The organism is Legionella tucsonensis, assembly GCF_001468035.1.
GTDB lineage: Bacteria > Pseudomonadota > Gammaproteobacteria > Legionellales > Legionellaceae > Legionella > Legionella tucsonensis.
In genome coordinates this window covers 1,381,412-1,395,479 of the sequence record NZ_LNZA01000001.1, presented here as the reverse complement: position 1 = coordinate 1,395,479, position 14,068 = coordinate 1,381,412, and the positions used below count along the sequence as shown (strand labels likewise).

Genomic DNA, 14,068 nt, shown 5'->3' with positions numbered 1-14,068 from the left:
CGCTGTCCTCTACCCAAGCCACATTATTTTAACATATGTCATTAAGTTTGGAGCAAAAATGACACAAAAAGTAAATCTGCTTGATTACAATTATCAACACATGCGTGAACTGCTAAATAGCTGGGGAGAACAACCTTACCGAGCTCAACAGATCATACAATGGATTCATCAGGCCGGTTTTACTGATTTCACAAAAATGACAAATCTTAGCAAAGCCTTAAGAGTAAAACTGGCACAGCTATCGTGTATTAAATTACCAGAAATTGTTGCTTGTCAAAAATCCAATGATGGCACCCATAAATGGCTTTTGAAACTGGAGTGCGGTAATTGTATTGAGACGGTATTTATTCCGGAAAGCAATCGTGGAACTTTATGTGTTTCTTCACAAGTAGGGTGTGCATTGAATTGCTCTTTTTGTTCTACTGCAAAACAAGGTTTTAATCGTAATTTATCCACAGCCGAAATTATCGGCCAAGTTTGGTTGGCAGTCCGTGAATTATCACAACAAGAAGGAATTCATGACAAGAAAATAACAAATGTGGTAATGATGGGCATGGGAGAACCCTTACTTAATTTTGATAATGTTGTAGCAGCAATGAATATTATGATGGATGATTTTGCTTATGGATTATCAAAACGTCGCGTTACTTTAAGCACTTCAGGCGTTTTACCTGATCTAGAACGTTTAAGAGAAATTAGTCCTGTTGCTTTGGCTGTTTCGTTGCATGCACCGAATGATGAATTAAGAAATGAACTTGTTCCTATAAATAAGAAATATCCATTGAGTCAATTGATGGCCTTATGTAAAAGCTATTTTAAAAATGAACCTCGAAGAAAGGTAACTTTTGAATATGTAATGCTCAAGGGAGTCAATGATCAACCAGAGCATGCAAATCAATTGATAAAGTTGTTGCGAAATATTCCAGCAAAAGTCAATTTAATTCCTTTTAATCCTTTTCCGATGACACATTATGAGCGCTCATCTCAGGAAGCAATTGATGCATTTAGAGATAGGTTAATCGCTCATGGTATTAATACGATTACTCGAAAAACACGAGGCGATGATATTGATGCGGCATGCGGGCAATTAGCCGGAGAGGTTAAGGATAGAACAAGTCGTTCTCAAAGATGGCAAAAATTGCATTTCATATCGAAAACAAACCAAGAGCAGCAAGCAGCAGAATAATGAGCTATGCTTTGGGTTTAGCAAAGTTATAAGTTCGGAAACTACAATAAAATTATTATTTGTGACAAGTTATTTTTTATTTATTTGTAAGCGGTTATAATGCGCATTCATTTCAAACCTTAGTGTGAAATACTGTGTTAAAAAAGTTTTATCTCTTGCTTGTTATAACGTGCCTGTTTTTGCAGGCATGCGTACATGATGAAGAAAGTGAGAAGCAAAATTTTAAAAAGACTGATCTCAGTAAGGCTGCATCATATAATATTCAGTTAGGATTAGGCTATTTAAAGCAAGGGGATAGGCCAAGAGCGAAAAAGAAGATCCTAACTGCATTGGAGCAAGAGCCTACTTCACCTGATGTAAATTCTGCAATGGCTTATTATTTTGAACAAACCAAAGAATTAGATCAGGCGGAGAAATATTATTTGAAAGCCATATCACTAGCAAAAAATGGAGGCGCACAGCTTAACAATTACGGTGCTTTTTTATGTCGACAAGGTGATTATAAAAAGGCTGAAAATTACTTTTTAAAAGCAGTTAACGATTTAAAGTATTTGCATACTGCAGGAGCTTATGAGAATGCAGGCCTTTGTGCTTTATCAACACCTAATGAAGATAAGGCTAAGCTTTATTTTGTAAACGCATTAAATCAGGATCCTTCACGGAAAGTGTCTTTTTATGAATTGCTAAAACTTGAAATTAAAGCCAAACATGATGCAGAGGCATTTGCTCTAGTACAAAAGCATTCTGACTTAGTTTTGAATGACAGGGTATTATTATCATTAGCCAAAGAGGTTTCTGATAAAGTTGGGCAACACACTTTAGCCGCAGAATATGAACAAAGCATGAATAATTTGAATTCCAATATCGATAATAGTGGAGTAAATAATGAATACAACAACCACACTGGATGAGAATGTAGCAGAGTATAATAATCCAGGCGAGCAACTTGCCAGTATTCGCCAACAAAAAGGATATACCGTTGAATACGTTGCCAATAAATTACACTTAAGGGTTCGTATTATTGAATTAATTGAAAATAATGAATTTCATTTATTACCTGAGCCCGTTTTTGTTAAAGGATATTTGCGTGCTTATGCTAAATTACTCGGTACATCTCCCGAGCCTTATCTGGCAATATTTAATGCTCAGTTTGTTGTTGAGAAAAAAACTGATAGAGCCCTCTTATGGCAGCAAAGTAAACGTGAATCATATAAAGTGGAACATATTATTCGTTGGTTTACAATTTTATTTGCCCTAGGTGTGATTGTGGCTGTAGGAATTTGGTGGCAAAAAAACAGAGATACGCAACAGATATTTTCGACGAAGACGGCTCCTGTTGATTTATCATTAAATCAAATACCAACAATTGAAACCAAAGAACTTAAACTCACTGATATATCAAAAATGCAATCTTTGCTAAACCCAAAACCGGAAATGTCTCCTTTGGAGAAGATAGGTGACTGAACGAATTCAAGCAATACGTGGAATGAATGATATTTTGCCTGAGACAATGGTATTTTGGCGTTCCATCGAACAGATTTTTGTGAGCGTTTTGTCCAGTTATGGTTATCAGGAAATACGTTTTCCACTTATTGAAAGCACCCAGCTATTTAAACGGACTATAGGTGAGGTTACGGATATAGTCGAAAAAGAAATGTATACTTTTAATGACTTAAACGGGGATAGTATTACCTTAAGACCTGAGGGAACAGCTGGCTGTGTTCGCGCTTGCCTGCAAAATGGGCTTTTGCATAATCAGCAACAAAAATTGTGGTATATGGGACCAATGTTTCGTCATGAAAGACCACAGAAGGGAAGATATAGACAGTTCAATCAATTAGGTGTTGAAGCATTTGGTATGCCAGGTGCAATGGTTGAGTTAGAGTTGATTTCTATATGCCGTAAGTTTTGGGAGCACTTGGGATTTGCAGATTTTATTCAGTTACAAGTGAATACCCTAGGCGAATTAACCGAGCGTCATCATTATAAAAAAATTCTTGTTGAGTATTTGCTCGATCATGAAAATCAGTTGGATGAAGACAGTAAACGCAGGTTAACTCGAAATCCACTGCGAATTTTGGACAGTAAAAATCCAGAGATGCAACAGTTATTGGCTAATGCACCCAAATTGATTGATGTTCTTGGCGAAAAAAGTCGCGCACATTTACAGTCTTTCTGTGATGGTTTGGATGCATTAAAGGTACCTTACGTCATTAATCCCGTTTTGGTGAGAGGTCTGGATTATTACGGGCATACTGTGTTTGAGTGGGTTACTGATAAATTAGGAAGTCAATCTACAGTATGTGCTGGAGGACGATACGATATACTGGTAGAACAATTAGGCGGCAACCCCACTCCTGCAGTAGGCTTTGCATTAGGTATTGAAAGAATATACCTGCTTATGGAAACCTTGGGTCTTTTGCAACAAGAGAGTAAAAAGAACGCATTATATTTTATTGCTACGAATGATCAGGCTGTGGTACGAGGTCTTGTGATTTCCGAATGGATACGTAAGGCCTATCCGAAGATAGAGGTATCAGTAAATACAGCAGGCGGCAGTTTTAAAAGCCAATTCAAAAAAGCAGATAAAAGCGGTGCACGACTGGCTTTAATTTTAGGTGAAGATGAATTGGCTAATGAGCAAATTAGTGTAAAAGATTTACGTAATGAGACTGAACAAATTACGGTAGATCAAAATATGATTAATCAGGTCTTAAAAGATTATTTAGAGTGAGTGTAGGAGAATATTATGTCAGTGTATATGACTGAAGAGGAACAACTAGAATCGATAAAAAAATGGTGGAAGCAATACGGTAATCTAGTCACCGTAGTATTATCGCTTGTACTCTTTGGTATTGCCGGCTATAGATATTTGCATTGGCATCAAGCAAAGATTACTCAACAAGCTTCTATTGCCTATGAACAAATGATGATCGCTCTTTCAAATCAAAATATCAAAGGGGTAAGAGCCTACGCTAATGAACTTATTCAACAGCATAGTAGCACAGTTTACGCTGATGCGGCGCATCTGACACTTGCGAAAATTTATGTATCAAAAAATAAACTGGACACAGCTACAGATGAGCTGAAATCAGTTGCTACAAATAGTAAAATGCCGTCTTTAAAGCAAATTGCTAAAATTCGTATGGCGCGCATCTTTGCAGCAGAAAAGTCTTATACAAATGCTCTTAAAGAATTAAGCAATATTGATGATAAAACTTATTTACCTGTTATTAATGAATTAAAAGGCGATATTTATGGGGCTACAGGCCAATATCAGGAGGCTATGAGTTCCTATAAACTGGCTTTAGATGAAGTAAAAAATAACGGGATGGGTAATTTATTTTTGGAAATGAAAACTAATGAGATAGCAAGTAAATCGCACTCAATGATTTCTGGAGATAAAAAAGTAGAGTCTGCATAAATGTTACAGCCTGAGGTGTAACAGATGAAGATGTTTTTTTATTGATATATTTGTAAAAATTGAGGTTTAATTTTCGTGAAAATGAAATTATTTATTTTAATTCTCTGTGCTTTAGTCCAAGGATGTTCAAAACTTGATGATTATATGTTGGGTAAAGACAACACGCCAAAACCTAAAGAACTCAAGCTAATAAAGGATAAAATTAAAGTTGAGCAAAACTGGACGGTTGCTGTAGGTAAGTCATCTAAAAATAAAGAATATTTAAGGATGAAACCAGTAGTTAAGAGTGGAATTATTTATACCGCTGATGCCAGTGGCTTAGTTCGTGCTATTTATAAGCATAATGGCGAGGTGAAATGGACTACGGCATTGAAACATGGCTTAGTTAGTGGCCCTGCTGTAGCCAGTGGCTATATCGTTGTGGGTACCAATAACTCGTCATTGGTTGTATTAAATAAAAGCAACGGTAATAAATTATGGCAAAAAAAGGTTACTGGTGAAATTTTATCACCACCGGCTATTTTAGGTGGAAAAGTTATCGTGAAGACGATTGACGGCAAAGTTTATGCATTTAACACAGCAGATGGCAAACAAATATGGATGGCAGAACATGGTTCACCCAGTTTAATCTTGAAGGCAAGCTCATCACCCATTGGCATGGGAAATTTGGTGTTGATTGGTTTTTCTGATGGGAAATTGGATGCCTTGGATGTAAAAACGGGTCGTGTTATGTGGCAGCGCAGCATTGCTTACGCATCAGGCCCAAGTGATGTGGAGCGATTGGTTGATATTGATGCGGATCCAATTGTGGAAAATAATGTGGTTTATCTCGCCAGCTATCAAGGTTACGTGGGCGCACTGTCTTTGTCAGATGGACAATTTATTTGGAGAAAACCGGGTTCCGTATATAAAAATATGGTCTTAAGCGGTAATACCTTGTATATAACAGACAGTCATGATGTCATTTGGTCTATTGATAAACGTAATGGTCAAGTGAATTGGAAACAGACTGGTTTAAAAGCGAGAATACTCACTGAACCTGCGTTAATTAAAAATGATTTAGTAGTAGGTGATAAAACTGGCTATCTACATTTTATTGATGCTCAAACAGGTGAAATTATAGCTCGCTCAAAGGTTTCTGCAGGCGTCAGTATTTCTCCAAGCGTAGTTGGAAGAAAGTTATTTGTTTTAACAGACAATGGAATGCTTAATCAATTATCTGTGAGTTAATAAATGATCCCTGTGATTGCACTTGTTGGACGTCCTAATGTTGGCAAGTCTACTTTATTTAATAGACTTACCAAGACTCAAGATGCACTTGTTGCTGACTTTCCTGGTTTAACTCGTGACAGACAGTATGGTCAGGCTCAACATGATAATAAACACTATATCGTTGTTGATACTGGCGGTATAGGTGTTGATGATATTGCTGTTGATAATTTAATGTCCAAACAATCGGAGATAGCCCTTAATGAGGCTGATATTGTGCTTTTTTTGGTTGATGGACGAGCTGGTTTGACTGGAATAGATGAAAAAATTGCCGGTAATTTGCGTAAATTAAATAAAAAAGTCCACCTTGTTATTAATAAAACCGAAGGGCTGGATGATGATGTTGCTTGTGCTGATTTCCATGCTTTAGGAATTGCTGATATCCATTCTATTTCTTCATCGCATGGCAGTGGTATTGGAACGTTGCTTGATGAAGTTCTGGCACCATTTACAACTCAAGCAGATAAAATTGAAGAGGATGATGTAATTAAAATCGCCTTTGCTGGTCGTCCTAATGTCGGAAAATCAACTTTAATTAATCGAATTTTGGGTGAGGAACGAGTCGTTGTTTATGATATGCCTGGTACTACTAGAGATAGTATTGCAATTCCTTTTGTTAGGGATGAGCAAAATTATATTTTGATTGATACTGCAGGTGTACGTAGAAAATCTCGAATTGATGAAAAAATAGAAAAATTCTCTGTGATCAAAACGCTTCAAGCGATTAAAGCGTCTAATGTATGCTTGCAGGTTCTGGATGCTAGAGAGGGTATTACCGATCAAGATATGAATTTGCTCGGTTTTATTATTGAATCGGGTAAAGCCTTGGTTATTGCGGTGAATAAGTGGGATGGTTTGGATGAAGAGCATAAGGAAAATGTTAAAAGTGAATTGTCCAGAAGATTACATTTTGCAAATTTTGCAAAAATTCGGTTTATATCGGCCTTGCATGGCAGTGGTGTTGGGGGATTATTTAAAGATATAAATGAAGCTTATGCTTCAGCAATTCAATCTTTTTCAACGCCCCGGTTAACTCGTTTACTTCAAGATATCAGCACGAAACATACCCCTCCTTGTGTGAATGGTCGCAGGATAAAATTGAGGTATGCCCATCTTGGAGGTCACAATCCGCCAGTAGTTGTAATTCATGGGAATCAATTAGCTGATTTACCTGATAGCTATAAACGTTATCTGAACAATGAATTTATTAAACATCTGGGATTAATCGGAACTCCTTTAAAATTGGAGTTTAAAGGCGGAACAAATCCTTTTGCCAATAAAAAAAATAAATTATCACAACGGCAAGTGAATAAGAAAAGAAGGTTAATGAGTCATATTAAAAAGAGGGCAAAAAGCAAAAAATAACAACCTTTTCGCGCTAGATTTTGTTATAGACTATTTCTTGGGACTTGAGTCTGGATCTGGATTTTCTTTTTGAATTTGCTCAAACATTTTTCTAGTAGACGTCTTGAAGTGAAAAAAGCTACTCCGTGGTGTATCAATAATTTGAGCATTTTCTTCGTGCTCAATGTACTGTTTAATATCATCCATTAAATCGTGTAAATTATGTTTGCCACCTGTTAATTTATCATATTGTTGTTGATAGAGAGTCTTTAATAATTCAAATTTTTTATAGCTTTCGTCCATTCCCTTACTTGAAGCAGACTTCGCTATTTGATCTATCCTTTTATACATGCGGTTCAAAATTTTCCACTCTTGCCTGTTTTCAGCATTTTTTAAAACTGGAGGCGGTGGAGGATATATAAATAATTTGTCACTTATCTTGCCATTACTTAAGTGTGTTTTAAATGGAAGCGATCTAAGAAAAAATGAAGAAATATTAGGTAATGATTCTGCGCTCATAGTGACTTGAGTGATATGTTTTGCAGCTGTTCTACAGTTATTATCTAATGAAATTCCTTGTCTGATTTGTTCTGGATCATAACCAGTACTTCTTCTATCTGAATCTGAGAGATTTAGATCTTCAATTCTATTTGTTTTTGAGGTTGCCATATGGTCTAACCATATAAATCTTATTTCTTCATCTTCCTCTGAATGCTCACCTCTATTTAACCATGTTGAAGGAATAGCAAAGGCTGCTGCATTGGATTTGTATTTATTTTTCAAGTCTGCTAAGAATTGAATAAGATTTTTATATTGAGTTTTTGATATAGTAAACGCTTGTATGTCAATGAGACTTCGACTTTTTAGGGGCATTCGTTCGTTGGTTAGATATGTGCCCATAAGCCCACCCCTACGACCAAACATTCCAATGACAAATTGTTCTTGGGTTTCAGAGTCCTTAACACCTACTATCATATATGAGTGATTTTTATAACCACACACTGCCATGAAAAATTCAGGTTTTTTGCAAGTAAAACTACCTTGATCGTATTTATATCGCATACATCTAAAGCCAAAAGAATATATCTTATATTACTAGATAATTATATAACCTATTAGATGAAAATTAAATTAAAATGAATAAAAGCAAAGCCAATTAAGGTCGTTGAATTCAGCATAGGAAAAGACCAAAACCATCAAAATTGTTTCTTGGTTGAGTGAAAAATATCGGATCGTGGCGACGCGAAACGAGATTTGCATAATTATCCTGTAGTAACATTACGGATAATTTTTAAATCCGTAATGTTACTACATCACATGGCGCATGATTGACTGCAGCATGTGCTGTACTTCCCAAAAATGAGTGCAAAGCAGAAGAAGAATGACTACCAATAACAATAAGCTGACAATCGAGCTCTTTAACTTTATTAAAAATATGCTCTTTAACCGAGCCTACTTCAACAAACTGTTGTTCCCGTGGAATATTAAAATTTTCGCCTATTAAGGCTAATACGGTCTGCGCATCATCTTTGGCTGGGTTGGCTAACTCTGCAAAACCAAGTCCTTGAGCCAATTGGAAACTGGCTGGCAGTTCAATGACATGTAACAAGTATAATTTAGCGTCAAATTGTTTTGCAATCGCGATTGCTTTTTCTGTGAGATGATTATGTTCATTAAGCAAATCCGTAGCAAATAAAATATTCTTATACATAGCAGCCTCACAATTGAATGTATTAATCTAAATGATAGTCGATTCCTGGGTATAAGTACCTATTTTACATCATAAAATATGAAATAATTTAAGCTGAAAGTTAATGGATGGTATTTATTGTGCACTTTTAGACAAAGGCAACCCTGAATACTAGATACTTGCTAATTAAATAATCAAGACTATCGCTTTGAGAGTTTATGGAGCTTTAGTTTGTAATTAGGATTTATTTCAATTAGGGGAATTAAGACAAAATTTCTAGATTGTATGTATGGATGAGGTATTACCAGTTTTTTAGAGTGAATGACTTGATCCGCATATAATAGAATATCAATATCAATAACTCTGGGGCCCCAGCGTTTTTTTCGAGTACGTCCCTGTTTTTTTTCAATTTTTTGGCAAGCGTAAAGTAGTTCTAAGGGAGATAAAAGCGTAAAGAGCTCGAGCACTGCATTGCAAAAGTCCTGTTGGCCTTGTAATCCCCAAGCTTTATTCCAATAAAAGGATGAAATTTTGGTAACCACCGTAGAATGCAAAGCTTTTATGGATTTAATTGCTTTTCGCAGTTGGCGCTCGGGCATGTGCTGATTTGATCCCAAGCCTAAATAACAAATATTCATTGTGCGTCACTAGCTTTAATACTTTTAGGTTTTTTACGGCGGCGTTTTCGTTTCGGTAAGTCAGGTGCGAGCTGAGCAACCATTTTAGTTTGTTCTGCTTCGTCTGCATCTTGAAATGCTGTCCACCATTGTGCAAGCTCCATGGATTCGTCACCTGCAAGAGCACGTAATGCCATAAAATCATAAGCCGCTCTAAAACGTGGATGTTGTAAAAGGTTAAAGGCTCTTCCTCCAAGTCTCTTGGCAAAACGGTACTGTAACAACCAGATCTCACGAATAATTTGCGTATAGCGCTTAGGGATTGAAATTATTTTATTTTGCTCTGCAAGGACAAGCGACATCGCTTTTTCTATAGAAGGAAGCGGGTCTACTCCCGTTTTTTGTAACTCCTTGGCACACTCAATCATAGGAAACCATAAGAGAACTGCAAATAAAAATGCAGGTGTTACCGGTTTTTCTTCATGAATACGAATATCTGTATTCTCAAGAGCGATTGTTAATAACGCGTTTACGGGATAAGTACCGTTTAATAGAATATGAGTTTGAGGACATAGATGTTGAAACAAGCCATATTGTATGAGCAATCCTTGCACTGTTACTGCATTACCACATTGGTATAACTTGGTCATTTCATCGAATAAACGTGAACTGGAAACATGAGTAATAAGATGACTAATTTCAGGAAAGGGCGCTTCAGTTTCTCGCGCAAGTTTAAAATTTAATTTTGCACTAAAGCGAATTGCACGTAACATACGTACGGGGTCTTCCTGATAACGTTTTCTTGGATCACCAATCATACGAATGAGTTTTTCTTCGACATCTTTTACACCACCAGTAAAATCAATAATCGATGAATCGTTGATATTGTAGTAAAGTGAGTTAATTGTGAAATCACGTCTCCAGGCATCTTCATCAAGGGAACCATAAGCATTATCCCGAACTAACATACCTCGTTCATTTGTTAGCTGACTCTCATCAATAGCCACATGACTTCTAAAGGTAGCAACTTCAATAATTTCACGATGGAAGAGTATGTGAACAAGCTTGAACCGACGACCAATAATTCGTCCATTTCTAAATAAATTTTTAACTTGATTAGGCGTTGCATCTGTAGCTACATCAAAATCTTTGGGGGCTTTATGCAGCAATAAATCTCTGACGCTACCTCCAACAATGTATGCCTGAAAACCAGCACCAATTAAGCGGTTAAGCACCTTGAGCGCATTGCTGCTAATGTCCGCTTTAGATATGGAATGTTTATTCCTTGGGATTATATAAGCTGAAGCAACAGGTTGCACATGAGCTCTGTTTCTCTTTAGCAGCTTTTTAATAAATTTGATGATCTCTGTATCTCACATTAATAAAACGCAGATATTATATCGAAGCAAAAGGATAAAGTGAATCATTTACCTTAATAAACATCAGGTTTCAATAAAGTTTATGTTGTAGATTGCAGAAAGATATAGGTAGATATCAGGTTAAGAGTATATTATATGGTTTTTCAATTTCTGATATCAGAGAATTTGATGTATTTTATTGACATTACAGTAAGCTTAATCGTCTTAGTCATATTAGAAATTGTTTTGGGAATTGATAATCTGGTTATTTTATCTATCCTTTCTGAAAGATTACCTCCCAAACAGAGAAAAAAGGCAAGGCGTTGGGGACTTACACTTTCCTGGGTTATGCGTTTGATTTTATTAGCAGTAGCGGTTGATTTAATCAAATGGACTAAACCATTACTTTATGTAGCTCAAATGCCTTTTTCTGTGCGTGATTTTTTTCTCATGGGTGGTGGTGCTTTTCTAATTTGGAAAGCAACAGAGGAAATTCATCAGGATGTGACCGCAGAGCCAGTATTAACGGGTGAAATAAAGACAGCAGCATTTAAAGCTACCTTTAAAGGGGTTATTTTCCAAATTGCACTCATGGATATTATATTTTCTTTAGATAGTGTATTAACCGCAGTGGGGTTAACTTCACATTTTTGGGTAATGGCTGTTGCAATTACGTGCGCTATACTCATTATGATTTTTGCCAGTGAATCAGTAAGTGCATTTATTAAAGAATATCCTACAATCAAAATGCTTGCGCTAAGTTACTTAATTTTGATTGGTATGGTGCTCGTTGCGGATGGATTTTCTTTCCATATTCCTCGGGGATATATTTATTTTGCTATGGGTTTTTCGTTGGGAGTGGAATCTCTGAATTTGATAAAACATTCCCGAAAAAAACGAAAACATCGTTCAGGAAATTAATTATGTTGTTTGTTAAGGCGTTTCATATTATTACTATGGTTGCTTGGTTTGCTGGGTTATTTTACTTACCCAGATTATTTGTTTATCACGCCGATACGCACGATGAGACAAGTCTTATTCGTTTTAAAATAATGGAAAGAAGACTTTATTATGGAATAACCTGGCCTGCCGCAATACTGACAACTTTATTGGGATTATGGCTTTTCAGTTATAATCCATCTTATTACTTAAAGGCAGGATGGATGCACGCCAAATTGAGTCTTGTAGTTATTTTATGGATTTACCACGTGTTATGTGGGCATTATTTAAAGGCATTTGCACAGAATAAAAATCAAAAAAGCACTCGTTTTTTTCGTATTTATAATGAAATGCCGACTTTATTACTGATAGGAATTGTGATCTTAGTTGTGGTAAAACCATAGAAGTTCTTGCCTGGATCCCGCACGCTGCACCCAGGCTACGATTGATTTATTCCATTTCAACCATATCAAAATCTTCTTTTCCTGCACCGCAATCTGGACAAAACCAATTTTCGGGTACATCTTCCCAACGCGTACCGGGTTCAATCCCATCTTCAGGCCATCCCTCAGCTTCGTCATAAATAAAACCACAGATGACACAAATATATTTTTTATACTCTTGCATGATAATACTCGTTTAAAAGAGCGTAATTTAGCTATTGTGGGCTTCGATGTAAAGATAAAGTGCTTTTTTTGCTAATTTTTAAGAATATCTGTAATATTATATCGCATAATTATGGAGATTTTTTATGACTCGTTCAACAGATTTATTTCACCAAGCCCAAATGTTTATCCCTGGAGGCGTTAATTCACCAGTGCGTGCGTTTAAAGGTGTTGGTGGCGATCCACTTTTTTTTAAACAAGGTAAAGGTGCTTATCTTGTTGATGTAGATAATAATGAATATATTGATTATGTCGGATCTTGGGGACCATTAATCCTCGGGCATTGCCATCCAGCTGTAATTGAAGCAGTGAATAAAGTGCTTCATAGTGGTATGAGTTTTGGAGCACCTACTGAACTTGAAATACAACTGGCTGAAAAAATTATCTCTTTAATTCCATCAATTGAAAAAGTGCGCATGGTGAACTCTGGCACGGAAGCTACAATGACTGCGATTAGACTGGCTCGTGGTGTAACCAAGAAAAATAAATTTATTAAATTTAATGGTTGTTATCATGGACATAGCGACAGTTTGTTAGTTAAAGCAGGTTCTGGCCTCCTTACATTAGGCATTCCTTCAACCCCAGGAATTCCACAAAGTGTTACAGAGCATACTTTAACTGCAAATTTCAATGATCTAAAACAAACGGAACAATTATTTGAAAAATTTCCTGATGATATTGCTGCAGTAATATTGGAGCCTGTAGCTGGAAACATGGGTTTTGTTTTGCCTGAGCCTGAATTCCTGAAAGGATTGCGTCAATTATGTGATCAATATAAAACTTTACTGATCTTTGATGAGGTAATGACTGGCTTTAGAGTAGGGCTAACAGGGGCCCAAGGGATCTTTGGAGTTACTCCTGATATTACTACCCTTGGTAAAGTGATTGGTGGGGGCATGCCTGTGGGTGCGTTGGGCGGCAAAGCAGAGATCATGTCCTTTTTGGCTCCCGAGGGACCTGTTTATCAAGCAGGTACATTATCTGGAAACCCATTAGCTATGGCTGCAGGTCTTGCAACTTTATCTGAAATTGAAAAGCCAGGATTTTTTGCTAAATTAAGTCAAATTACTCAATCGTTAACTATGGCATTGGCTTCTGTTGCTGAAACATTAAACATCCCATTTTTTACTGCTTCATTAGGTGGAATGTTCGGCTTTTGTTTTACTGAAAAAAAACATATTGCTGATTATGCGGACATTGCTGCATCAGATGAGGTTTTATTTAAAAAGTTTTATCATGGAATGTTAGAGCAAGGGGTTTATTTCGCTCCTTCCATGTATGAGGCTGGATTTGTTTCCAGCGCACATGGAGAGAGCGAAATTAGTAAAACACAAATTGCTGCCGAGAAAGTTTTAAATCAATTAAAAAGATAACAGGTTCTAAGGTGTTTTATAATTTGGGTGCAGTGCAGTGGAATCTGTGGAGGGGAATATGAATAACTCTCAATTTTGTGTTTTGCTGTATCGCTCCCAAAATGAAATCCAGACTCATTTATGGAGCAAAAAAAGATAAAAAATAAATTTTTAAAATACCTAGACAGTAATTTTTTCACATGTCATATTCAGAGACGTTCTTT

15 protein-coding genes are annotated in these 14,068 nt (G+C 36.4%); 10 read left to right on the top strand and 5 right to left on the bottom strand.

Annotated features, from left to right (window positions below; genetic code table 11):
* Positions 1 to 58 precede the first annotated feature (58 nt).
* The 7 genes from rlmN to der all read left to right on the top strand — a co-directional run bounded on the left by rlmN (position 59) and on the right by der (position 7,244).
* Positions 59 to 1,186 (top strand): dual-specificity RNA methyltransferase RlmN, encoded by a 1,128-nt coding sequence (rlmN, locus tag Ltuc_RS06045; RefSeq protein WP_058520399.1) that lies wholly within the window; start codon positions 59 to 61, stop codon positions 1,184 to 1,186.
* Between the two features lie 134 nt (positions 1,187 to 1,320).
* The gene (gene pilW / locus Ltuc_RS06040) at positions 1,321 to 2,097 is read left to right on the top strand and encodes a type IV pilus biogenesis/stability protein PilW (protein WP_058520398.1); all 777 of its coding nucleotides are present in this window, start codon (positions 1,321 to 1,323) and stop codon (positions 2,095 to 2,097) included.
* Positions 2,072 to 2,650, top strand: a complete 579-nt coding sequence (locus tag Ltuc_RS06035; protein WP_058520397.1) for a helix-turn-helix domain-containing protein — start codon at positions 2,072 to 2,074, stop codon at positions 2,648 to 2,650. Before pilW ends, Ltuc_RS06035 begins: the two co-directional genes overlap by 26 nt.
* Positions 2,643 to 3,920, top strand: a complete 1,278-nt coding sequence (gene hisS / locus Ltuc_RS06030; RefSeq protein WP_058520396.1) for a histidine--tRNA ligase — start codon at positions 2,643 to 2,645, stop codon at positions 3,918 to 3,920. Before Ltuc_RS06035 ends, hisS begins: the two co-directional genes overlap by 8 nt.
* Before the next feature lie 15 nt (positions 3,921 to 3,935).
* Positions 3,936 to 4,610 carry a YfgM family protein gene (locus Ltuc_RS06025; RefSeq protein ID WP_058520395.1) on the top strand — a complete coding sequence of 225 codons (675 nt, stop codon included), beginning with the start codon at positions 3,936 to 3,938 and terminating at the stop codon, positions 4,608 to 4,610.
* Between the two features lie 75 nt (positions 4,611 to 4,685).
* Positions 4,686 to 5,840, top strand: coding sequence for an outer membrane protein assembly factor BamB (bamB, locus tag Ltuc_RS06020; RefSeq protein ID WP_058520394.1), 1,155 nt, complete (start codon positions 4,686 to 4,688; stop codon positions 5,838 to 5,840).
* Between the two features lie 3 nt (positions 5,841 to 5,843).
* On the top strand, positions 5,844 to 7,244 hold the full coding sequence (gene der / locus Ltuc_RS06015) for a ribosome biogenesis GTPase Der (RefSeq protein ID WP_058520393.1): 1,401 nt from the start codon (positions 5,844 to 5,846) through the stop codon (positions 7,242 to 7,244).
* A gap of 30 nt (positions 7,245 to 7,274) precedes the next feature.
* Here the strand turns inward: der and Ltuc_RS06010 are convergent, their stop codons facing one another.
* The 4 genes from Ltuc_RS06010 to pcnB all read right to left on the bottom strand — a co-directional run bounded on the left by Ltuc_RS06010 (position 7,275) and on the right by pcnB (position 10,849).
* Positions 7,275 to 8,285 (bottom strand): hypothetical protein, encoded by a 1,011-nt coding sequence (locus Ltuc_RS06010; RefSeq protein ID WP_058520392.1) that lies wholly within the window; start codon positions 8,283 to 8,285, stop codon positions 7,275 to 7,277.
* Between the two features lie 229 nt (positions 8,286 to 8,514).
* On the bottom strand, positions 8,515 to 8,934 hold the full coding sequence (locus Ltuc_RS06005) for a universal stress protein (protein WP_058520391.1): 420 nt from the start codon (positions 8,932 to 8,934) through the stop codon (positions 8,515 to 8,517).
* Positions 8,935 to 9,113: 179 nt separating this feature from the next.
* On the bottom strand, positions 9,114 to 9,551 hold the full coding sequence (folK, locus tag Ltuc_RS06000) for a 2-amino-4-hydroxy-6-hydroxymethyldihydropteridine diphosphokinase (RefSeq protein ID WP_058520390.1): 438 nt from the start codon (positions 9,549 to 9,551) through the stop codon (positions 9,114 to 9,116).
* Positions 9,548 to 10,849 (bottom strand): polynucleotide adenylyltransferase PcnB, encoded by a 1,302-nt coding sequence (pcnB, locus tag Ltuc_RS05995; protein WP_238584076.1) that lies wholly within the window; start codon positions 10,847 to 10,849, stop codon positions 9,548 to 9,550. Before pcnB ends, folK begins: the two co-directional genes overlap by 4 nt.
* A 228-nt stretch (positions 10,850 to 11,077) precedes the next feature.
* Between pcnB and Ltuc_RS05990 the strand changes: the two genes are divergently transcribed.
* The gene (locus Ltuc_RS05990; RefSeq protein ID WP_058521623.1) at positions 11,078 to 11,809 is read left to right on the top strand and encodes a TerC family protein; all 732 of its coding nucleotides are present in this window, start codon (positions 11,078 to 11,080) and stop codon (positions 11,807 to 11,809) included.
* Between the two features lie 2 nt (positions 11,810 to 11,811).
* Positions 11,812 to 12,231, top strand: coding sequence for a protoporphyrinogen oxidase HemJ (hemJ, locus tag Ltuc_RS05985; protein ID WP_058520388.1), 420 nt, complete (start codon positions 11,812 to 11,814; stop codon positions 12,229 to 12,231).
* Positions 12,232 to 12,277: 46 nt separating this feature from the next.
* Here hemJ and Ltuc_RS05980 read toward each other — a convergent pair whose 3' ends face one another.
* Complete coding sequence (locus tag Ltuc_RS05980; protein ID WP_019232400.1) at positions 12,278 to 12,454, bottom strand: rubredoxin; 177 nt, start codon at positions 12,452 to 12,454, stop codon at positions 12,278 to 12,280.
* Between the two features lie 124 nt (positions 12,455 to 12,578).
* On the opposite strand from Ltuc_RS05980, the gene hemL reads away from it, so the two are divergent.
* A complete protein-coding gene (gene hemL / locus Ltuc_RS05975; RefSeq protein ID WP_058520387.1) occupies positions 12,579 to 13,865 on the top strand; it encodes a glutamate-1-semialdehyde 2,1-aminomutase in 1,287 nt (428 codons plus the stop codon).
* The last annotated feature ends 203 nt before the right edge of the window (positions 13,866 to 14,068 follow it).